Origin of the sequence: uncultured Bradyrhizobium sp. (assembly GCF_936943645.1) — a bacterium.
Taxonomy (GTDB): domain Bacteria; phylum Pseudomonadota; class Alphaproteobacteria; order Rhizobiales; family Xanthobacteraceae; genus Bradyrhizobium.
On sequence record NZ_CAKZJO010000085.1, the window covers coordinates 83,391 to 104,254 of the forward strand.

At 65.6% G+C, this 20,864-nt stretch carries 18 protein-coding genes; 15 read left to right on the forward strand and 3 right to left on the reverse strand.

Features of this window, described 5'->3' with window-relative positions:
- Positions 1-53: 53 nt before the first annotated feature.
- The 5 genes from Q0743_RS25070 to hydA all read left to right on the forward strand — a co-directional run bounded on the left by Q0743_RS25070 (position 54) and on the right by hydA (position 6,739).
- Positions 54-1,673: an ABC transporter substrate-binding protein gene (locus Q0743_RS25070; protein ID WP_298244161.1), complete on the forward strand. Its 1,620-nt coding sequence runs from the start codon at positions 54-56 to the stop codon at positions 1,671-1,673.
- A 28-nt stretch (positions 1,674-1,701) separates the two neighbouring features.
- Entirely contained in the window at positions 1,702-2,733 is a 1,032-nt protein-coding gene (locus Q0743_RS25075) for an ABC transporter permease (RefSeq protein WP_298244162.1), read from the forward strand.
- A complete protein-coding gene (locus tag Q0743_RS25080) occupies positions 2,730-3,590 on the forward strand; it encodes an ABC transporter permease (RefSeq protein WP_298244163.1) in 861 nt (286 codons plus the stop codon). Before Q0743_RS25075 ends, Q0743_RS25080 begins: the two co-directional genes overlap by 4 nt.
- Positions 3,587-5,248, forward strand: a complete 1,662-nt coding sequence (nikE, locus tag Q0743_RS25085) for an ABC transporter ATP-binding protein (protein WP_298244164.1) — start codon at positions 3,587-3,589, stop codon at positions 5,246-5,248. Before Q0743_RS25080 ends, nikE begins: the two co-directional genes overlap by 4 nt.
- 66 nt (positions 5,249-5,314) lie before the next feature.
- Entirely contained in the window at positions 5,315-6,739 is a 1,425-nt protein-coding gene (hydA, locus tag Q0743_RS25090) for a dihydropyrimidinase (protein WP_298244165.1), read from the forward strand.
- 43 nt (positions 6,740-6,782) lie between these two features.
- Here hydA and Q0743_RS25095 read toward each other — a convergent pair whose 3' ends face one another.
- From Q0743_RS25095 to Q0743_RS25105, 3 genes are all read right to left on the reverse strand, one after another.
- Positions 6,783-7,721: an acetamidase/formamidase family protein gene (locus Q0743_RS25095; RefSeq protein ID WP_298244166.1), complete on the reverse strand. Its 939-nt coding sequence runs from the start codon at positions 7,719-7,721 to the stop codon at positions 6,783-6,785.
- Positions 7,722-7,725: 4 nt separating this feature from the next.
- Positions 7,726-9,144, reverse strand: coding sequence for a cytosine permease (locus Q0743_RS25100; RefSeq protein ID WP_298244167.1), 1,419 nt, complete (start codon positions 9,142-9,144; stop codon positions 7,726-7,728).
- Positions 9,145-9,433: 289 nt separating this feature from the next.
- Complete coding sequence (locus Q0743_RS25105) at positions 9,434-9,928, reverse strand: MarR family transcriptional regulator (protein ID WP_235884440.1); 495 nt, start codon at positions 9,926-9,928, stop codon at positions 9,434-9,436.
- Between the two features lie 156 nt (positions 9,929-10,084).
- Here Q0743_RS25105 and Q0743_RS25110 point away from each other — a divergent pair, with 156 nt between their 5' ends.
- From Q0743_RS25110 to Q0743_RS25155, 10 genes are all read left to right on the forward strand, one after another.
- Positions 10,085-11,362: an amidohydrolase/deacetylase family metallohydrolase gene (locus Q0743_RS25110; RefSeq protein ID WP_298244168.1), complete on the forward strand. Its 1,278-nt coding sequence runs from the start codon at positions 10,085-10,087 to the stop codon at positions 11,360-11,362.
- A gap of 9 nt (positions 11,363-11,371) precedes the next feature.
- A complete protein-coding gene (locus tag Q0743_RS25115; RefSeq protein WP_298244169.1) occupies positions 11,372-13,765 on the forward strand; it encodes a xanthine dehydrogenase family protein molybdopterin-binding subunit in 2,394 nt (797 codons plus the stop codon).
- Positions 13,762-14,598, forward strand: coding sequence for a xanthine dehydrogenase family protein subunit M (locus Q0743_RS25120; protein WP_298244170.1), 837 nt, complete (start codon positions 13,762-13,764; stop codon positions 14,596-14,598). The genes Q0743_RS25115 and Q0743_RS25120 overlap by 4 nt, the downstream gene beginning before the upstream one ends.
- Positions 14,595-15,782, forward strand: a complete 1,188-nt coding sequence (locus tag Q0743_RS25125; RefSeq protein WP_298244171.1) for a 2Fe-2S iron-sulfur cluster-binding protein — start codon at positions 14,595-14,597, stop codon at positions 15,780-15,782. Before Q0743_RS25120 ends, Q0743_RS25125 begins: the two co-directional genes overlap by 4 nt.
- A 78-nt stretch (positions 15,783-15,860) precedes the next feature.
- Complete coding sequence (locus tag Q0743_RS25130) at positions 15,861-17,015, forward strand: ABC transporter substrate-binding protein (protein WP_298244172.1); 1,155 nt, start codon at positions 15,861-15,863, stop codon at positions 17,013-17,015.
- A 62-nt stretch (positions 17,016-17,077) separates the two neighbouring features.
- Positions 17,078-17,950, forward strand: a complete 873-nt coding sequence (locus Q0743_RS25135; protein WP_298244173.1) for a branched-chain amino acid ABC transporter permease — start codon at positions 17,078-17,080, stop codon at positions 17,948-17,950.
- Positions 17,947-18,993, forward strand: a complete 1,047-nt coding sequence (locus Q0743_RS25140; protein WP_298244174.1) for a branched-chain amino acid ABC transporter permease — start codon at positions 17,947-17,949, stop codon at positions 18,991-18,993. The genes Q0743_RS25135 and Q0743_RS25140 overlap by 4 nt, the downstream gene beginning before the upstream one ends.
- Positions 18,993-19,775, forward strand: a complete 783-nt coding sequence (locus Q0743_RS25145) for an ABC transporter ATP-binding protein (protein WP_298244175.1) — start codon at positions 18,993-18,995, stop codon at positions 19,773-19,775. The genes Q0743_RS25140 and Q0743_RS25145 overlap by 1 nt, the downstream gene beginning before the upstream one ends.
- On the forward strand, positions 19,768-20,472 hold the full coding sequence (locus tag Q0743_RS25150) for an ABC transporter ATP-binding protein (protein WP_298244176.1): 705 nt from the start codon (positions 19,768-19,770) through the stop codon (positions 20,470-20,472). Before Q0743_RS25145 ends, Q0743_RS25150 begins: the two co-directional genes overlap by 8 nt.
- Positions 20,444-20,851 (forward strand): Rieske (2Fe-2S) protein, encoded by a 408-nt coding sequence (locus Q0743_RS25155; protein WP_298244177.1) that lies wholly within the window; start codon positions 20,444-20,446, stop codon positions 20,849-20,851. The genes Q0743_RS25150 and Q0743_RS25155 overlap by 29 nt, the downstream gene beginning before the upstream one ends.
- Positions 20,852-20,864: the final 13 nt, after the last annotated feature.

The following is a 20,864-nucleotide window of genomic DNA, read 5'->3' on the forward strand; positions in this document are numbered from 1 at the left end:
CACATGATTTGCTGCCATTTCGGGCGTGCGCGGCCTAACAAAGGACAGAGGCGATGTACCCCGTGATTTTCAGGCATCTGATTTCGGCGTCCGCCGTTCTTCTTTCGGCGACATTGATGGCGTCCGCGGCCCGTGCGCAGAGCCGCGCTGAGACCTTGCGCTACGTGACGGCTGCAACAGTCAACACGCTCGATCCCAACATTCCCGGCTCGACCCGCGAAGCCTTCGCGCTCAGCATGAGCAGCTATGACCGGCTGGTGTCGTTCGGCCGCAAACAGCTCAACGGCAAATGGGTGTTCGATCTCGATACCATCACTGGCGAGCTCGCGGAGTCCTTCAGCGTCAGCCCCGATGGCCTGAAGCTCACCTTCAAGCTTCGTCCAGACGCCAAGTTCCACGACGGCTCGCCGGTTACTGCAGAAGACGTGAAGTGGTCGCTCGACCGCTGCGTCACCGCGCCGGTACTCGGCAAGGCGCAACTGCTGACGGGGTCGTTGACCAGCGCCGACCAGTTCAAGGTGATCGATCCACTGACACTTGAAGTGACATTGCCGCGGCCCGACAAGCTGGCGCTGCCGAACCTTGCGACCGTCTATCCCATCATCATCAATTCCAAGCTCGCCAAATCGCATGCGACCCCTGAGGATCCTTGGGCGCTGAGCTGGCTGAAGGAGAACGAGGCGGGCAGCGGCGCCTATGTCGTCGAGACCTTCAAGCCCGGAGAGCAGGCGATCGCCAGGCGCAACGAGGCCTGGAATCGCGGCTCGCCGGACAAGCCGGCGTCCTTCAAGCGGCTGATCATCCAGTCGGTACCGGAGCCGGCGACGCGCGCCAATCTGGTCGAGCGCGGCGATGCGGACCTCGCGATCGACCTGCAGGCCAGCGACGTCCAGGCGCTGGAGTCCAAAGGCAAGCTGAAGGTGATTTCGACACCGCAATACAATGCGGTGACCTTCATCTCGATGAACAACAAGATCCCGCCGTTCGACAACGTCAACGTCCGCCGGGCGGTCGCCGCGGCGCTACCCTATGATGACATGTTCAAGGCAGCGCTGTTTGGCCGCGGCACGCCGCTGTTCGGTGCCAGCTGGCCCGACGGTACGCCGCCGAGCGGCGGCTATCCAATCCCGCAACCGGTCAAGCTCGATCTGGAGAAGGCGCGGGCCTATCTGAAGGAGGCCGGCATGCCCGAAGGTTTCGCCACGACCTTCAGCTTCAACGTCGGTCAGGCCGCGACTGCCGAGCCGATGGCCGCCCTGGTCAAGGAATCTCTGGAGAAGATCGGCATCAAGGTCGACATCCAGAAGCTGCCGGATGCGCAGATGTCGACCTCGATCAATGAGAAGAAGCTGCCCTTCTTCACCGAAGGCATTGTCGCCTGGCTGCCGTCGACCGATTATTTCTATCGCAACTTCTACACCGGCAATCAGCGCTGGAACTATTCCTCCACGGACAATGCCGAGCTGGAGAAGATCGCGCAGGCCGCGCGCTTCGAGCCGGACAAGGCGAAGTACGAGGCGGAGGGCAAGGAGCTCAACGCCATCCATTTCGAGCAGATGTTCCAGGTTCCGCTCTGGCAGCCGGCGCAGGACGCAGTGATGGTCGCCAATCTCGACGGCTATGTCTATCAATTCACCCGCCAGGTGGATTATCGTAACCTGAGCCGCAAATAGCAGCGGAGCCGGGGGCACGGCGAAGAGCATGGGCACGATTGGTGCAACTTTGATCCGGGCCGGGCGGCGGTTTCTCTCGTCACTACCGGCGCTGTTCGGCGTGCTGGTCTTCACTTTCCTCCTGATGCGGGTGTTGCCAGGCGATCCCGCCGTGTTCTTTGCCTCCGGTCCCAGTGCCGGCAAGGAGGAGATCGAGGTCGTCCGCAAGCAGCTCGGGCTGGACCGGTCGCTGCCGGAGCAGCTCGGCATCTATCTCTACGATGTCGGCCGCGGCAATCTCGGCCGTTCCATGATGACGGGGCAGCCGGTCGCCAAGGACCTGCAGCAGCGCCTGCCGGCCTCGCTCGAGCTGACGCTGACCGCGCTCGTGATCGCGCTGATCGCGGCGGTCCCGCTCGGTGTGCTGGCCGCGCTGCGACCGAACTCGCTGATCGATCACGGCGTACGGCTGTTCTGCTCGCTCGGCGTCTGCGTGCCGACCTTCGTCTCCGGACTGCTGCTGATCTACGTGTTCTACTATTTGCTGGGTCTTGCCCCCGACCCGACCGGACGGATCGACGTCTTCGCCTCGGTGCCGCCGGCCCGCACCGGCTTCCTGATGGTGGATTTCCTGCTCGCGGGTGACGTCGAGGGTTGGTGGGCCGCGGCGCGTCAGTTGACGCTGCCTGCCTTCACGATGGCGCTGTTCGTGATCGCGCCGCTTGCCCGCATCACCCGTGCCTCGATGCTGGTGTCGCTCGGCAGCGATTTCGTGCGTACCGCAAGGTCGATCGGCTTGTCGCGCTGGCAGATCGTGGTGACCTATGCGCTGCGGAATGCAATCCTGCCCGTGATCACCATCGCCGGCATCGTGTTCTCGACCATGCTTGGTGCCAATGTGCTGGTCGAGAAAGTGTTCTCCTGGCCGGGCGTTGCGTCCTACGCGCTCGATGCGCTGCTGGTCTCCGACTATGCACCGGTGCAGGGCTTCGTGCTGCTGATGGCCAGCATCTTCGTCGCGGTCAATCTCCTGGTCGATGTGCTCTACGGCATCGCCGATCCCAGGGCGACGGCCGCATGAGCCTGACAGCAACATCGTCGGGGCTGCGTCACACCATGTGGGTGCTGCGCGGTAACCCCGTTACCGCGATTGCCGGCGCGGCGGCGATATTGCTGGCGCTGGTCGCGATCTTCGGTCCCATGCTGGTGCCTTATGATCCCGTCGCTTCGGACGTGCCGCGTGCGCTGCAGCCGCCGAGCGCACTCCACTGGGCCGGCACTGATCAGCTCGGCCGCGATGTCTTCAGCCGATTGATCGTCGCCACGCGGCTCGATCTCGCCATCGCCGTGACGGCCGTCAGCGTGTCTTTCGTGATCGGCGCGGTGATCGGATCGCTCTGCGGCTATGTCGGCGGCAAGCTCGATCGCGCGGTCGGCCGGTTCGTCGACGTGCTGATGGCCTTTCCGCTGTTCGTTCTCGCCATGGCCATGGTCGCAGCGCTCGGCAACCGGGTCGAGAATATCGTCATCGCGACCGCGATCATCAATCTGCCGTTCTACATCCGCTTCGCGCGCGCGGAGGTCAACATCCGGCGCAATCTCGGTTGGGTGGAGGCGGCGCGCGCCTGCGGCGATGGGCATGTCTCCGTCGTGCTGCGCTTCCTGCTACCCAACGTGCTGCCGGCGATGGCGGTGCAGATGTCGCTCAATCTCGGCTGGGCGATCCTGAATGCCGCGGGCCTCTCCTTCATCGGCCTGGGCGTCAAGCCGCCGACGCCGGAATGGGGCATCATGGTCGCCGAGGGCGCGCGCTTCATCTCGACGGGCAGGTGGTGGCTGGTGTCGTTTCCTGGGCTGGCTCTGATGCTGGCCGTGCTCTGCTTCAACCTGCTCGGCGACGGGTTGCGCGATATCCTCGATCCGCGCATGCGCACATGATGTCGCCACTGCTCGAAATCGACAATCTCGGCGTGACGTTCTCGACCCGGCGCGGGCTCGTCGAGGCGCTGCGGGGCGTCTCGCTGTCGCTCCAGCCGGGTGAAATGCTGGGCCTCGTCGGCGAGAGCGGATCCGGCAAGTCAGTCACCGGCTTCGCGGTCACGGGCCTGCTCGACAAAGCGGGTCGCATCACCGCCGGGCGTGTCAAGTTCAGGGGCCAGGACATTACGCGCGCGTCGGGGGCGGAGCTGCGCAATCTGCACGGCGCCAACATGGCGATGATTTTCCAGAATCCGCGCGCCGCGCTCAATCCGATCCGCACCGTCGGTGCCCAGATCGCCGATGCCGTCCTTTCGCATCGGCGGCTCTCGAAACAGGAGGCGCGGGCCGAGGCGCTGGAGTTGCTGCGCGCGGTGCAGATCCGCGATCCCGACCGGCGGCTGGATGCCTATCCGCACGAGCTCTCCGGCGGCATGTGCCAGCGCGTGATGATCGCGATCGCGATCTCCTGTAATCCTTCACTTCTGATTGCCGACGAGCCGACCACAGGCCTCGATGTGACGACACAAAAGGTGGTCATGGATCTCCTGGCGCGCATCGTCGCCGACCGGGGCATGGCGACAATCCTCATCACCCACGATCTTGGCCTTGCGGCACATTATTGTCGTCGCGTGGTGGTGATGGAGCAGGGGCGACTCGTGGAAGAAGGCGCGCCGCAGACATTGTTTCGGGCGCCTCAGCACGCCTATACCAAGCGGCTGGTGGCATCGTCGCCGACCGCGACATCGCGTGTCGGCGACCTCGTGCCGGCCGAAGAAGCTCTGCCGGTTGTCGAGGTGAACGAGCGGTCGACGCCCGCGCCGGGCGCGCCGCCGCTGCTCGACGTCCAGCACGTCGTCAAGCGTTTTGACGATGGTACCGCTGCGGTGGCGGATTTCTCGATGACCATGGCGGCAGGCGAGAGCGTCGGCCTGGTCGGGGAGTCCGGCTCCGGCAAGAGCACCACCGCCCGCATGATCTGCCGGCTGATCGATCCGAGCGCAGGCGACATCCTGTTCGACGGCTATTCGATCGCAAAGCTGCCGGCGCGTGATTTTCATCGCTCGCCGCTACGCAAGGAAATCCAGATCGTCTTTCAGGATCCGCACGAGAGCCTCAATCCGCGCTTTACCGCGTTCGATTGCATTGCCCATCCGCTGCTGCGGCTCACGGGCCTGCGCCACGGCGACGCGCTGCGTTCCCGGGTCGAGGAGTGCGCCGACCGCGTCGGCCTGCCGCGTGAGCTGTTGTCACGCTTCCCGCATCAATTGTCGGGTGGCCAGAAGGCGCGCATCGGCATCGCCCGCGCCATTGCATGCCGGCCGCGTTTGCTGGTGCTTGACGAGCCCACTGCGGCGCTCGATGTCTCGGTGCAGGCCGTCGTGCTGCAGCTGCTCGACCGGCTTCGGCGCGAGGACAATCTCGCCTTCCTGTTCGTCAGTCACGACCTCAACGTGGTACGCATGATGTGCAGCCGGACCATCGTGCTGCGCGCCGGTGGCATCGTCGAGCAGGGCGAGAGCCTCGCTCTGTTTGCCAATCCGCAGACGGATTACACGCGCGAGCTGGTCGAAGCCATCCCACACATCGGTTCGCCTGCTTCGCTCCTGCCCGCCTGATTTCCATGGCCATATGGTCCTACAAGCGTGAATGGAGCGTATTTTCCAGACATCGGCGATCATCAAATGACGGAGAGCCCTGTGACGCAGCTCGATCTCGCCATTCGCGGCGCTACCATCGTGACGGCCAGCGACGAGTTTCGCGCCGATATCGGAATTCGCGGCGGCCGCATCGTCAGCATCGCCGACCGCATCGAGGGCGCGGCCCGTGAGATCGACGCGACGGGGCTGCTGGCGCTGCCGGGCGGCATCGACAGCCACGTCCACATCTCGCAAGCCTCGGGCCCCGACGTCGTGATGGCCGACGATTTTGCCTCGGCGACGCGCGCGGCAGCGGCCGGCGGCAACACCATGGTGCTGCCCTTCGCGCTGCAGGAGAAGGGCACCTCGCTGCGCACTTGTGTCGAGAACTATTGCAAGCTCGCAGAGGGCGAGTGCTACATCGACACGGCATTCCACCTCATCATCTCCGACCCGACCGCAATCGTGCTCGGGCAGGAGCTGCCGGCGCTGGTCAAGGACGGCTACACCTCGTTCAAGGTGTTCATGACCTATGACGACCTCGTGCTCAGCGACAAGCAGCTGCTCGAGGTGTTCGAGGTCGCGCGTCGCGAGGAGGCGCTGGTCATGGTTCATTGCGAGGGCTACGACGCCATCCGCTTCCTCACCAGCAAGCTCGAACGCGAGGGCCACATCGCGCCTTACTATCACGGCACCTCGCGGCCCCAGGCCGTCGAGCGTGAGGCGACGCATCGCGCCATCAGCCATGCCGAGGTGATCGGCGTTCCCATCATGATTGTGCACGTCTCCGGACGCGAGGCGATGGAGCAGGTGCGCTGGGCCCAGCAACGCGGATTGCCGGTGCACGCGGAAACTTGTCCGCAATATATCACGCTCACGGCCGACGACATGAAGGGCCTCAACATGGACATGTCGGGCGCCAAATACGTCTGCTCGCCGCCGCCGCGTGATGTCGAGAGCCAGCAGGCGATCTGGGAGGGCATCATGTCAGGCGTGTTCCAGACTTTCTCGTCCGATCACTGCCCGTTCCGCTACGATGATCCCAAGGGCAAGCTGACGCCGAACGCCCGCACCTCGTTCCGCTGGGTGCCGAACGGCATTCCCGGCGTCGAGACGCGGCTGCCAATCCTGTTCTCAGAGGGCGTCTCGAAGGGACGCATCACCCTGCAAAGGTTCGTCGAGCTGACGGCGACCAATCACGCGAGGATCTACGGTCTCTATCCGAGCAAGGGCTCGATCGGCGTCGGCTTCGATGCCGATATCGTGTTGTGGGACCCCAGGCTGAAGAAGAAGATTCGGCAGGCCGATCTTCACCACGGCGCGGACTATACGCCCTGGGAAGGCTTTGATGTCACCGGCTGGCCCGTCACCACCATTGCCCGCGGCCGGGTCGTGTACGACCAGGGCAAGATCGTCGGCGACAAGGGCTCGGGCGAGGTGCTGAGCCGCGGCAAGTCGAGTCTGATCTGACCAGGCGCAGCTCGGGCGGCGCGTCGTCTGGCGGAGAACACGGTCAGGGCATGCGCGATTTTGCCAGGACGCAGTGGACGCCCTTGTTGCCGTCGACCATCTGAGTAACCCTGAGATCTGCGGCGATCGAGCACAGCGTATAGGCGTCCTGCGCGCTGAGGCCGCTCCTCTCGCGGATCAGCGCGATCATGTCGCGCAGCGCCGCCTTGGCCGCGTCGTCGAGGTCTTCATCGAATCCCATCGTGATCCAGTCGACCGCGGTTTCCGCGCGTGGGGAGGCGAGGCGAAGATCTCGCCGGACGTGGAACTCGAAGGTGCCGGTGAGCGCGGCCTCGATCGCCGTCAGGCAGACCTCGCCATCGCCCTGCAGCGCATGGCCGTCGCCGGCGGAGAACAGCGCGCCCGGCACGAAGACGGGAAAATAGAGCGTGCTGCCAGCGCCGAGTTCCTTGTTGTCCATGTTGCCACCGAACGCCCGCGGCTCTTTCGAGGACAGCCGGCCCCAGGCGAGCGGCGGCGCGACGCCGAAATTGCCAAAAAAGAGCGACAGCGGCAGCTCCTGCCCCCACGGGAGCTTTGCGACATTGCGCGCGCGGTCGAGCGGAATGTGGATGCGGCGGAACTCCGGGAAATCCTCCGGCAGCGTGCCGAGCATCGGCACCTGGAGGTTCCAGCCCCAATTGCAGCGTAGTTCGATACTCAGCACACGCACTTCCAGCACGTCGCCGGGTTCAGTGCCCTCGACGTGGATCGGCCCGGTGAGCAAATGCGGCCCCGGACCGCGAAACGTGCTTGCCAGCACCTCGGCATGTCCCGGAACGACCTCGAAGCCGAGTGACGCATCGGGCAGATCGTCCGGCTCGCCCGACAGCGTCTCGATGGTGACCCGGTCTCCGGATGCGATCCGGAGCACCGGCTTCAGTCGTCCGTCCCAGAGTCCCCACTGGACGTTTCCGGGTGTGGAGCGCAGGACGTGGTCCATGCCGTTACCTGCCTGCGCTGCTCGCGACGATCGAGGAGGACGAGGTCGCGAACTTGCCGAGCCCGAGATAGACCAGGCCCGCCACGCCAATGCCGAACAGCCAGCTCAGATCGGCGCCGCCCAGGAAGTTGGTCGAGATCGGCCCCTGCAGCGCGCCGACGAGACCGTCCTCGACCAGCCAGCCCGCGACGAGGCCGGCGAAGAACGCGATCATGCCGGCCCAGTTGATGTCGCCATAGGCGCTGGTCTCCGGCGAGCGATAGAGCTCGGCGACATCGATCTTGCCCTTCCGCTTGATGAAGAAGTCGGCCAGCACCACCCCGGCCCAGGGGCTCATCCACAACAGCAGGCTGATCATCCAGTTGTCGAACGCCTTCGCGAAAGACGGCGCGAAGATGAAGTACAGCGTGACCAGATAGCCGGCGACGCCGACGATGACGGTGAGCCAGAAGCGTGAGAGCTTCAGCCCCGCGCTCAGCGCCGCCAACGTCGCCGAATAGACGTTGAGGATGTTGGTGGCGATCGGGCCGTGCAGCACCATCAGGAGAACCAGGATGCTGACGGGCCCGCCAAATACCGCGCTCACCATCTTGGCAGGATCGGTATCCAGCGTCGTCGAGGCGATGGTCGCGCCGAGAATGCCGAGCCAGACCGTCGGCACGAACATGCCGACATAGCTGTACCAGAAGACAGATTTCGACGGCACGCTCTTCGGCACGAAGCGCGAATAGTCGGAGGCCCAGGTCACCCAGGAAATGCCCCAGCCGACCCCGATCGCGGTCGTCAGCAGCGTCAGCATCGCCAGATGCGCGCCGGGCGGCAGCGAGGTCGTCAGGCTCCAGTTGACGACGCCCGGGCGCGTCCATGCCAAGACGCTCATCAGCACCATGATGGCGATGGTCGGCGGCACCGTGTACTTCTCGAAGGTGCGGATTGCATAGAAGCCGTAGATTCCGATCAGCACCTGCACCGCCATCACCAGCGTGATGACGACGATCTCGATCGGCCATGTGTCGGGAACGCCGAATTGCCCGAGGATGCCCATCGAGACCTTGACCGGGAAGTACGTGTTGACCCCGATCCAGCCCAGCGTCATCAGGAACATCAGGATGCTCGGCAGGTAGGCCCCGCGGACCCCGAACGCGGAGCGGCTCAGCACCATCTGGTTGACGCCGGTCTTGTGTCCCATCACCGTGAAAGTCGCGAAAATCGCGCAGCCGACGATGTTGCCGAGCACGATGACCGCGATCGTCTCCATCAGGCCAAGCTTGAGGATGATGCCGAGCGCGCCGAGCGCCCAGTTGACCGGCGCGATGTTGGCGCCGGCCCAGATCCACATCTGCTGCGGCCCGGTTGAATCCCGGTCCGCATCCGGAATTGGCTCGATGCTGTGAAGATCAGCGCGAAGCTCGGAATCCGTCATGACATCCCCCAATACGAAGCACGCTTCGCATCATCGCAGCATAAATCGTGCCATCGGTTGCGGCCGGCCGGAGCAGGGCGCGCGCCGATGGCTGACGCAAGATGCGTCGCGCCGGATTGCCACTGAGTTTTCAAGCATTGATTGGCGTCACGTGCCGCCGCGTCGCCGCGCGCTCCAGGCCACGCTGGCCCGCGCCAACCCGCCGGTGCAAGGTCGAAGGTTGTTGCACGGGCGGGCAACGGTACGATGATAAATTGAGCAGCCCGACTCAAAAGCGCGGCAGCTGCGTCTAGTCGAATAGGGCAGCGGCGCTGTCGCGACTGGGATTGCCAGCCACGATGCGCTGCATCATCTCGATGAACTGCGCCTGTTCCCGCTCGCTGAGATCTCCCAGCGTTGCGCGATGCGCCCGTCGCGCCGCGCCCTCGATCTTGACCAGCAAGGCAGCGCCGGCCGGCGTCAACCGGCACAGGCGTGCGCGGCGATCGTCCTTGTTGACTGCACGCTCGACCAGGTTTCGTGCTGCGAGACGCTTCAATGCGCCGGTCGTCGTGGTGCGGTCGAGGGCAATATCGGCCGCCAAAGTGGTCTGATCGGCGGTTTCGCGCACCGCCAACGCCGAGAGGAGGCTGTATTGCAGCGGCGTGACCTCGAACGCGCCGCAGGCTTCCTGAAACAGTGCAACGTGAATCTGGTGCAGCCGGCGGATCAGATATCCGGGTCGTTGCGACAAGGGCCAGGGGCGGTGCCGGCTCCCGCCGCGACGTGTCTTCGCCTGCCGCAATGCACACTCTCCCAATCCAGACCCTGCCGCGCTTAGCTCGATTCGAGTGCGTCCGCCACCGCCGGATCATGGCACGAGGCTTGCTTCTGTCAAAATGCGAAGCATGCTTCGTAATTCGGGCGATGCCGTCGCTCGCTCAAGGAGAGGAGAGCGCCCATGTCCGTTACTGCCAGCTTCGACCTTCTGCTGCGAGGCGGTCGCGTGATCTGTCCGGCCTCTGGTGTTGACGGCATCAAGGACGTCGCCATCCGCAACGGCAGGATTGCAGCCGTCGCGTCCGACATTCTGCCGACCAGCGCCAGGGAGGTCGTCGACGTCAGCGGCAAGCTGGTGCTACCCGGGCTGATCGACACCCATGCGCATGTCTATCAATATGTCTCCGGCCGCTTCGGCATGAATCCGGACATGGTCGGCGTGCAGTCGGGCGTGACGACGCTGGTCGATCAGGGTGGCCCGTCCTGCATGACGCTGCCCGGCTTTCGTCACTTCATCGCGGAGCCTGCGGCCTCACGAGTTTATGCCTTTCTGTCCGCCTACCTCGTCGGCGGCCTCGAAGGGCACTTCTATCCGCAGCTCTATAGTCCCGATGGCGTCGACATCGACGCCACGGTCAAGGCGGCGACGGCCAATCTCGACATCGTGCGCGGCATCAAGGCCCATGCCGAGATCGGCGGCTTCGCGCGCTGGGGCATCCGCGTCATCGAGATGGCGGCCGAGATCGGCAAGCGTGCCGACCTGCCGGTCTATGTGCATTTCGGCCAGCTCTGGGGCCTGCCCGAGAGCGGCGCCAATGGCGAGGATGCCGACACGATTCTTACGCGCGTGATTCCGCTGCTGCGCGAAGGCGATATTCTCGCCCATCCGTTCACGCGTCATCCCGGCGGCTTCGTCAACCGCGAGGGTGAGGTGCATCCGGTGATCCAGGCCGCACTCGACCGCGGCCTGAAGGTCGATGTCGGTCACGGCAGCCACTTCTCTTACCGGCTCGCCAAGAAGGCGATTGCCGCCGGCATCATTCCGACCACGCTCGGCGCCGATATTCATGGTTACAACACGCATGTGCCCGCGCCGGCCGGAACGCCCGACCAGCATGAGGACGAGGAGAATCATCCGTTCGCAGGCCAGGCAAAATTCAGCCTGGTGCAGGCGATGAGCTCGATGATGGCGCTCGGCCTGTCGCTGGAGCAGGTGGTGCCGATGGTCACCTCGAACCCTGCAAAGACGCTCGGCCGCAGCGCCGAGATCGGCGCGCTCAAGGTCGGCATGGATGCCGATGTCTCCGTGCTCAGCGAGCAGAACGGCCGCTTCGTCCTGAAGGACAACGAGAAGAACGAGGTGATCGCCGAGCGCTTGCTGCAGCCGGCCTTCTGCCTGCGTGCCGGCACGCGCTTCGACGCGGTCGCACCGATCCTGCCGCAGGCCGTCGCGGCGTAAGGCCAGGCGGTGAAGGAGGACGCCTTCGTGCGCAACGAGCGGGAATTTCCTTCTGGCAAGTCCGGGCAGGGCGTCGGTGCGCGCCTGCCGCGGAAGGAAGACGATCGCCTCATGCGTGGCCGCGGCCAGTACGTTGCGGACATCAGGCTCGCGGGCCTTCAGGACGTCGCCTTCGTGCGCAGCCCGATGGCCCATGCCCGCATCCGCGCCATCCACGTGCCCCAACGTTATCGCGATCGCGTGTTCACCGCTGCGGACCTCGTTGGCATCAAGCCGATCCGCGCGGTGTCGGGTCTTCCCGGCTTCAAGATCTCGGAGCAGCCGGTGCTGGCGACCGGCAAGGTGCGCCAGGTCGGCGAGCTCGTCGCGATGTGCCTTGCGCCGACGCGCGCCGAGGCCGAGGACATCGCGGCTTCCGTGACGCTCGATCTGGAGGAGCTGCCCGCGGTCTACGACATGCTGAAGGCGCGCGAACCCGGCTCGGCGCTGGTGCACGAGCATTGGGGCGACAACGTCTTTCTCGAGACCAACTACGAGGTCGACATCTCCGCCGCGCTGGATGCGCCGATCAGGGTGACGCGCGAGATCTCGACTGCACGGCAATGCATGTCGCCGCTGGAGGGCCGCGGCGTGGTCGCGACCTTCGATGCGCGGCTCGACCAGCTCACGCTGCATTCCGCGGCACAGATGCCGCACATCACCCGCAGCGGCCTTGCCGAATGCCTCGGCATGGAGGAGGGTCGGATCCGCGTGATCTCGCCGGATGTCGGCGGCGGCTTCGGCCACAAGGGCATCCTGCTGCCCGAGGAGGTCTGCCTGTCCTGGCTGACCATGCGCTGCGGCCATCCCGTGCGCTGGACCGAGGACCGCCGCGAGCATCTCGTCGCCAGCTCGAATTGCCGCGAGCATCATTACCGGATCACGGTCTATGCTGACAGCGACGGCACGCTGCGCGGTATCGATTGCGAGGCGACGGTGGATTCCGGCGCCTACTCGTCCTATCCGTTCTCGGCGTGCCTCGAAGCCGCGCAGGTCGCGAGCATCCTGCCCGGGCCCTACAAGATGCCGGCCTATCGCTGCCGCACCTTCTCGGTCGCCACCAACAAATGTCCGATCCTGCCGTATCGCGGTGTGGCGCGCACCGGCGTCTGCTTTGCGCTGGAGCTGATGCTCGATCTCGTGGCAGCCGAAGCCGGCCTCGAACCGGGCGAGGTGCGGCTGCGCAATCTGGTGCGCCCCGAGCAGATGCCGTTCGACAACATCACCAAGAAGCATTTCGACAGCGGCGATTATCCGGAAGCGATGCGCCGCGCGCTTGCCGCGATCGGAATCGAATCCATTCGCGCCAGGCAGAGTCAGGGCGAGGCCGACGGCCGCCGCATCGGCGTCGGCGTCTCCATCTATTGCGAGCAGGCGGCGCACGGCACGTCGGTTTATTCCGGCTGGGGCATCCCGATGGTGCCGGGCCACGAACAGGCCTCGGCCCGACTGACGCCGGACGGCGGCCTCGAATTGCGCGTCGGCGTGCATTCGCACGGGCAGGGCATGGAAACCACGCTTGCGCAGGTCGCCCATGAAATCCTTGGCGTGGATGTCGCCAAGATCCGCATCATCCTCGGCGACACCGCGATGACGCCCTATTCGACCGGCACCTGGGGCTCGCGCTCGATGGTGATGGCGGGCGGCGCGGTCGCAACCGCCTGCCGCGAGCTCGGCGAACGTGCCAGGCGCATCGGCGCAAAGCTGTTGCAGCACGATCCGGCCTCGGTGGTGCTGCAGGATGGCGAGGTGCGCGGCGTCAACGGCAGCGTCAGCATCCAGGCCATTGCCCACACCTGGTATCGCCGTCCGCAGGACCTGCCGGCCGATGTCGATCCCGGCGGGCTGGAGGTGACGCAAGGCTACAAGCCCGTGCGCGATAGCGGCACCTTCAGCTATGCCGCGCATGCGGCCGTGGTCGCGGTCGACCCTGATCTCGGCGAGGTGGAAATCCTCGACTATGTGATCGTCGAGGACGGCGGCGTGCTGGTCAATCCGCTCGTCGTCGACGGCCAGATCTATGGCGGGCTCGCGCAAGGCATCGGCACCGCGCTCTACGAGGAGATGCCGTTCGACGCCTCCGGCCAGCCGCTGGCGACGACGCTCGCCGACTATCTGCTGCCGGGACCGACCGAGGTTCCGGCTGCGCGCCTCGATCACATGGAGACGCCGTCGCCCTATACGCAGTTTGGCGTCAAAGGCATCGGCGAGGGCGGAGCGATCGCTCCCCCGGCCGCGATCGCCAACGCCGTCAACGATGCCTTGCGCCCGATCGGTGTCGAGCTGATGCAGTCACCGATCACGCCGCATCGTGTCGTCGAAGCCGTGCTCGCGGCGCGCGCAACTGAGAGAAGCGCAGCATGAAACCGGCGCCCTTCAGCTATGAGCGTCCACGCGATCTCGACGCCGCGCTGTCGATGCTGGCCGCAAGCGGCGGTTCGGCCAAGATCATCGCCGGCGGCCAGTCGCTCGGACCGATGCTCAATCTGCGGCTGGTGCAGCCGGAGCTGATCGTCGACATCACCGGCCTTGCCGAGCTCAAGCGCGCGGAGGTGTCCGGCGGCGAGCTCGTGCTTGGCGCTCTGGTCACCCATGCCGATATCGAGGACGGACGCACCGCCGATGTGACGCGCGGCGCCATGCGCGGCGTCGCCGCAAACATCGCCTATCGCGCGGTGCGCAACCGGGGCACCATCGGCGGCTCGCTCAGCCACGCCGACCCCGCGGCGGACTGGGTCTCGGCGCTCGCCGCGCTCGGCGCGCGCGTGACGCTTCGCAGCCTTGCCGGTGCACGCACCCTGGCGATCGAGGCCTTCGTCATCGGCGCACTTGAATCGGCGTTGCACGCCGGTGAGATCGTCGAGGCGATCCATGTGCCGGCGCGACCGGCCTCGGCCCATTGGGGCTATGCCAAGAGCTGCCGCAAGACCGGCGAGTTCGCCCATGCCATCGGCGCGGTGCTGATCGATCCCGCCGCCGCTTCGGCGCGCGTCGTGATCGGTGCGATCGACACGGCCCCGATCGTCGTGACCGATGCTGCCGGGCTGTTCGGCGGGAAGATTGCGACCGACTACAAGCAGCGCTTCGACACGCGTGTCGCCGACGCGCTTCTGGCCAAGGCCGGCATCGACGATGCCGCGCAGCGTCATATCCATGTCAGCGTGTTGAAGCGGGCCGTGGAGGAGGCCGCGGCATGACCACGATCGCGCTCAATGTCAATCGCCACGCGGTCGAGCTGCCGGCCGAGCCGCGCACCAGCCTTGCCGATTTCGTCCGCGACAGGCTCGATCTGACCGGCACCCATCTCGGCTGTGAGCATGGCGTCTGCGGTGCCTGCACCGTGCTGCTCGACGGCGTTCCGGCGCGCGCCTGCATCACCTATGCGTTGGCCTGCGAGGGTGCAGACATCACCACGATCGAGGGTCTCGACGAGGACGAGATCACGACCGAGCTGCGCGCCGCCTTCACCCGCGAGCATGCGCTTCAGTGCGGCTATTGCACTCCGGGGATGCTGGTCTCGGCGCGCGACCTCGTGCTGCGTCTGCCCGACGCGGACGAGCGCCGCATTCGCGTTGGCCTCAGCGGCAATCTCTGCCGTTGCACCGGTTATGTCGGCATCGTGCGCGCGGTGCAGTCCGTCATCGAGGCGAGGCGCGCGCGCAGCGTCGCGCCGCTCGCCGATAGCGGCCGGACCAGTCTTGGCCCCGCGGGATCGGGGCGGGCTGCATCCGGCCGAAGCGAGCCGAGCCCTGCGCGGCAGGCGCCGGTTCCGGCATCGGAGCGTGCCGCGGCGGTCAGCATCCCCGACTTCACCCCGGCGACGGTTCTCGACCAGCGTTTCACGCTGCCGCATCCGCCGGCAAAGGTGTTCGCGATGTTCGGCGATATCGCGGGCATCGCGGCCTGCCTTCCCGGCGTATCGCTGACGTCGCCGCCAGGGCCGGATCGCGTGGAAGGATCGATCCGCGTCAGGCTCGGGCCGATCGCAGCAAGCTTCGAGGGCGCCGCGCGCGTCGAGCGCGATCCTGCGACGCTCTCGGGGCGCATCGTCGGCATCGGCACCGACGAGCGCAGCCATTCGGCGACGCAAGGTGAGATTCGCTATCGCCTGCTGCCGCTCGAAGGCGGCGCGGCGACCGCCGTTGAACTCTCGATCGGCTACACGCTCACGGGACTTCTGGCCCAGGTCGGCCGTCCCGGCCTGGTGCGGGATCTTGCCAAGCGCCTCGTTGTGGAGTTCGCGGGCAATCTCGACCGTCACATGTCAGGAGCGCCGTCCGGGCAGGTGGCCGCGGCAGAGCTCAGTTTCTGGTCGATCGTATCGGACGTTCTACGCGCACGGATCGCCCGCATTCTTGGCCGCCGGAGCGGGGCGGGGTGATGGGTGTGCTCGCACATCGGGACGTGACGAAGCCTGGACTGCCATAACAATCAACAGCGTCGAACTTGGAGAGACAACATGACACGAGCACTCGGACTGGTTGGGACAATCGCGCTGGCGACCGCCTTGTTCGGCGGCACGGCAGGGGCGCAGACCATCAAGATCGGCGTCAACGAGCCTCTGACCGGCGCCTTCGCGGCCTCCGGCACCTACGTCGTCAACGGTGCCAAGATCGCCGCCGACGAGATCAACGCCAAGGGCGGCATCCTGGGCAAGAAGATCGAGCTCGTCATCGAGGATAACAAGAGCAACCCGACGGAAGCCGCTGCCGTCGCCGAAAAGCTCATCACCAGCGACAAGGTGCCGGTACTGATGGGCGCCTGGGGTTCGAGCTTGACGCTCGCGGTGATGCCGAAGCTGATGGAATACGAGACGCCGATGGTGGTGGAGACCTCGTCCTCCGGCAAGATCACCACGACGGGCAATCCCTTCATCTTCCGCATCTCGCCGCCTTCGGCGGTCGAGGCCGCCGCGTTCAAGGGCATCGTCGACAAGCTCGCGCTGAAGAAAGTCGATTTCCTCGTCATCAACAACGACTGGGGCCGCGGCACCGCCGAGGATTTCAGCAAGATGATGAAGGACAAGGGCATCGCCATCGGCCTCGTCGAGACCATGGACCAGGGCGCGCAGGACATGAGCGCGCAGCTCTCCAAGATCAAGAGCTCGGACTCCGAGACCGTCATCGTCACCACCGCGGTTGACCAGCTCACGCTCATCTTCAAGCAGGCGGCTGCGCTCGGCCTGAAGAAGCGCATCATCACCACCGGCGGTTCGCAGAACCCGGACCAGATCATCGCCCAGGCTGGCGCTGCCGCCAACGGCACCATGCACCTGACGACCTTCCTGCCCTGGTTCCCGGACAAGACGCCGAACCCGGAAGCCACCAACTACTTCATCACGGAATGGAAGAAGCGCGGTTTCGAGTTCGCCGGCTGCACCGAGAGCTTCCGCGGCTATGACGGCATCCGCACCGCGGCAGCCGCGATCGAGAAGGCCGGCAAGGCCGAGCCCGCGGCGATCAAGGCGGCGCTCTGGAACATCAACATCAAGGGCCTGAACGGCGACATCGTGTTCCGCAAGTCCGGTCCTGAGGGCAAGGAGAGCGGTCAGAGCCAGCCGAACGTCTATCTCATCGAGATCAGCGACGGCAAGGTCGAGATGAAGACGCTCTGACACACCTATTCGCAGGCGAGGGCGGCCCACGGCCGCTCTCGCCAGATTATCCGGGAACGGCCTTGAGCGAATTCCTCCAGCATCTGGTCAACATGCTCGTGCTCGGCGGCACCTATGCGCTGCTGGGCATAGGGCTGACCTTGATCTTCGGCATCATGAACGTCGTGAACTTCACCCACGGCGTGCTCTACACGTTCGGCGCCTACATCATGTTCATCGTGGTGCAGCAGCTTGGGCTGAACTTCTTCCTCGCGCTGCCGGTGGCCGTGCTGGCCGGATGGCTGCTGGGTGCGGCGATCGAGTTGACCCTGCTGCGCCCGCTGCGTGGCTCCGACATCGACACCACGATGCTGGTCATGATCGGCGCCTGGATCGCGATGCAGTCCGGCACGCTGTGGATCTGGGGCGGGGTCGCCAAATCGGTGGCAACGCCGTTTCCCGAGGCGCCGCTGGTGCTCGGACCGGTGTCGGTGTCCTGGCTGCGTCTGTTCGTGCTTGCTGCGGCGGCAATGCTGATCCTGGTGACGTATCTCCTGATCAACAAGACCAGTCTCGGCCGCGCGATGCGGGCGACTTTCCAGGATCACGACACGGCCTCGCTGATGGGTGTCAATGTCGACATGATCTACACCTCGACCTTCGCGATCGGCTCCAGCCTTGCCGCCGCGGCGGGGGCTCTGCTCGGGCCGGTCTACGTCATCTTCCCGCAGATGGGCGATCTGGCCGCCGTCAAGGCCTTCGCCATCGTCATCCTCGGTGGGCTCGGCAACATCACGGGCGCGGTGATCGGCGGCTTCATCCTGGCGCTCGCCGAGGAACTGGGGGCGGGCTATGTCTCGTCTGGTTACCGCGACGCCATGGGTTTCGTGATCATCATCGCGGTGCTGATTTTCCGACCGACCGGCCTGTTCGCACGCGCGGAGCGCGTCGGATGAGAACAGTCATCACTATTCTCGCGGTCGCAGTGCTGGCCTCGGTACCGCTCTGGCTGCGCGATCCCTACCTCCTCAATGCGCTGATCACGACCGGCATCTTCGTCATCGGCGCGATGAGCCTCAACCTGCTGCTCGGCTTCACCGGCCAGCTCAGCCTCGGCCACATCGCCTTCTTCGGCATCGGGGCCTATGTCAGCGCGCTGACGTCGCTCGGCTTCGACGTCGGTCTGCCCGGAGACGTCCGCCTGGTTCACACACCCTGGCCGCCGATCGCAGGCCTCCTGCTCGCGATCATCGTCGCCGGACTCTGCGGATATTTTGTCGGCCTGTTGTCGTTCCGTGTCCGCGGGGCCTATTTCGTCATCGTGACCATCTCTTTTGCCGAGGTGGTGCGGCTGGTCGCGCTGAACTGGGTCGAGCTGACGCAGGGGCCGCTGGCGTTGACCAATATACCCTCGATCGCGCTGCCTTTACCCGGCTTCGGCGAGCTGACGCTGCGCACCAAGATGCAGAACTACTATCTCGTGCTGGTGGTGGCTCTGATCGCCTATCTCCTGATCGCTCGGCTCGTCCATTCCCATTTCGGCCGCGCCATGCGCGGGCTGATGGAGAACGAGACGCTGGCCGTCTCCGTCGGTATCGACGTGACCCGGACGCTGACGCTGGCCGCTGTGATCTCGGCTGCAATCGCAGGGGCCGCCGGCAGCCTCTATGCGCACTACATCCGGATCATCGACCCAGAGGTGTTCGCCTTCATCAACACCGTCACCATGGTGATCATGGTCATTAGCGGCGGCAAGGGCTCGCTGGCAGGCCCCGTTGTCGGCGGCCTGATCTTCGGCCTGCTGCCGGTCGCGCTGCGGCCGGTGATGGCGCCGGAAGCGCAATGGATCGCGTATGGCGGCGTGCTCATGGCCATCCTGTTCGTCCTACCGCGTGGCATCGTGCCTTCGCTTGCGCTGCGCTTTGCCAGGCGACGGAGCGGCGCGTCGGCGCTGGCGCCGGTCGCGCTGACCGAGACCGGCGCCAAGGAGCCGGCGTGATGACGGCGCGCAGTGTGGCCATGACCATCGATCAGGTCGCCGTCCGGTTCGGCGGGCTGGTCGCCATCTCCGACATGAGTTTCACCGTGGGCGAAGGCGAGATCGTCAGCCTGATCGGACCGAATGGCGCCGGCAAGACCACCGCCTTCAACGTCATGACCGGCTTCCTGACGCCGAGCGCGGGCCGTGTCACCTATCAGGGCACGACGCTCACCGGATTGAAGCCGCACGAGATCGCCGATCTCGGCCTGATACGTACCTTTCAGCGCACCAGCGTGTTTCCCAACGACACCGTCTACGACAATCTCCTGATCGGCCTGCATCGACAGGGCAGGGTCCGGTTGCTCGACGCCATCCTCGGGCTATCAGGTGCGCGAGCTTCGGAACGCAGGCTGCGGCAGAAGGCGAGTGAGCTGATCGAATGGGTCGGGCTCGAGCGCCGCGGGCACGATGCGGCAGGCTCGCTCTCCTACGGCGAGCAGCGCCTCGTCGGCGTCGCGTTGGCGCTCGCGGCCGAGCCCTCGATGCTGCTGCTCGACGAGCCCGTCTCCGGCATGAATGCCTCGGAGACGCACCGCTTCGTCGAGCTGATCCGCAGCGTTCGCGACCGCGGCATCACGATCCTGCTGGTCGAGCATGACATGCCGATGGTGATGACGGTCTCGGACCGCATCGTGGTGCTCAACTACGGCCGCATCATTGCCGAGGGCACGCCCGAAATGATCCGCAACGATCCGGCTGTGATCGAGGCCTATCTCGGACATGGTGCCGCGCGTGCTTGAGATCCGTGACATGGTCTGCGGCTATGGCGGCGTCACCGCGCTGCGCGGCATCTCGCTCGACGTGAAGGCCGGGCAGCTGGTCGCGCTGATCGGTGCCAATGGCGCCGGCAAGAGTACGACGCTGCGTGCGATTTCCGGCCTCGTGCCGCCGCGTTCCGGACAGATGCGGTTCGAAGGCATCGACATCACGGGCGCCAGGCCGCCGCGCGTGCTGGCCAGCGGCATCGCGCATTGCCCCGAAGGGCGGCGGGTGTTTCCGCATATGAGCGTCGAGGAAAATCTCGACATGGGGGCTTACCTCCGTCGCGGTTCAGGCGAGATCGCGGGCGATCGCGATCGCATCTACGCCGAATTTCCGCGGCTTGCGGAACGGCGGCGGCAGGCCGCGGGCACGCTATCGGGCGGCGAGCAGCAGATGCTGGCGATCGGTCGCGCGCTGATGTCGCGGCCGCGGCTGATCATGTTCGACGAGCCCTCGCTCGGGCTCGCCCCCAACATCGTCGAGCGCACCTTTGCGATCATCCGCGGCATCCGCGATGCCGGCACCACGGTGCTGCTGGTCGAACAGAACGCGTTCGCCGCGCTCGAGATGTGCGACCACGCCTATCTGCTCGAGAACGGCCGCATCGTGCTGTCGGGCGCAGGCTCCGAGCTGATCGAGAACGAGCATGTGCGAAAGGCCTATCTCGGTGGATGACGATGCCGCCGGCTCGGCTGGCTTCGGCCGGACGCCGGTCTGGAATCTCGATCGCTTGAGAGCGGAGACGATCGTTCGCGTACATGTTGCAGGCCTCGACCTGCTGCTGATCTGGAACGACGGCGATGCCGTCGCATGCGACCGCGCGTGTCCGCATGAACAGGCGGACCTGGCTCTCGGAGAGGTGAGGGGCGGCCGGCTGTTCTGTCCGCGTCACGCGGCATCGTTCGATTTGCGCGACGGGGCGATCAATCCGGGATGGCCGAGCCCGCCGTTGCGGCTTTACCCTCTACGGATCACGGGCGAACAAATCTGCGTGGAGGTGCGAGAGCGGCAAGCGCGACGTCATACCCCTGTTTTGCCCGACGAGTCAGAATGATCGATGGTGTCGA

Excerpts from the sequence above, each read along its gene's own strand:
- Q0743_RS25080 (WP_298244163.1), top strand. The coding sequence starts at position 2,730 with ATGAGCCTGACAGCAACATCGTCGGGGCTGCGTCACACCATGTGGGTG.
- Q0743_RS25130 (WP_298244172.1), top strand. The coding sequence starts at position 15,861 with ATGACACGAGCACTCGGACTGGTTGGGACAATCGCGCTGGCGACCGCC.
- Q0743_RS25095 (WP_298244166.1), bottom strand. The coding sequence starts at position 7,721 with ATGGACCACGTCCTGCGCTCCACACCCGGAAACGTCCAGTGGGGACTC.
- Q0743_RS25100 (WP_298244167.1), bottom strand. The coding sequence starts at position 9,144 with ATGACGGATTCCGAGCTTCGCGCTGATCTTCACAGCATCGAGCCAATT.
- Q0743_RS25145 (WP_298244175.1), top strand. The coding sequence starts at position 18,993 with ATGACGGCGCGCAGTGTGGCCATGACCATCGATCAGGTCGCCGTCCGG.
- Q0743_RS25070 (WP_298244161.1), top strand. The coding sequence starts at position 54 with ATGTACCCCGTGATTTTCAGGCATCTGATTTCGGCGTCCGCCGTTCTT.
- Q0743_RS25120 (WP_298244170.1), top strand. The coding sequence starts at position 13,762 with ATGAAACCGGCGCCCTTCAGCTATGAGCGTCCACGCGATCTCGACGCC.
- nikE (WP_298244164.1), top strand. The coding sequence starts at position 3,587 with ATGATGTCGCCACTGCTCGAAATCGACAATCTCGGCGTGACGTTCTCG.
- hydA (WP_298244165.1), top strand. The coding sequence starts at position 5,315 with ATGACGGAGAGCCCTGTGACGCAGCTCGATCTCGCCATTCGCGGCGCT.
- Q0743_RS25075 (WP_298244162.1), top strand. The coding sequence starts at position 1,702 with ATGGGCACGATTGGTGCAACTTTGATCCGGGCCGGGCGGCGGTTTCTC.
- Q0743_RS25140 (WP_298244174.1), top strand. The coding sequence starts at position 17,947 with ATGAGAACAGTCATCACTATTCTCGCGGTCGCAGTGCTGGCCTCGGTA.
- Q0743_RS25110 (WP_298244168.1), top strand. The coding sequence starts at position 10,085 with ATGTCCGTTACTGCCAGCTTCGACCTTCTGCTGCGAGGCGGTCGCGTG.
- Q0743_RS25155 (WP_298244177.1), top strand. The coding sequence starts at position 20,444 with ATGTGCGAAAGGCCTATCTCGGTGGATGACGATGCCGCCGGCTCGGCT.
- Q0743_RS25125 (WP_298244171.1), top strand. The coding sequence starts at position 14,595 with ATGACCACGATCGCGCTCAATGTCAATCGCCACGCGGTCGAGCTGCCG.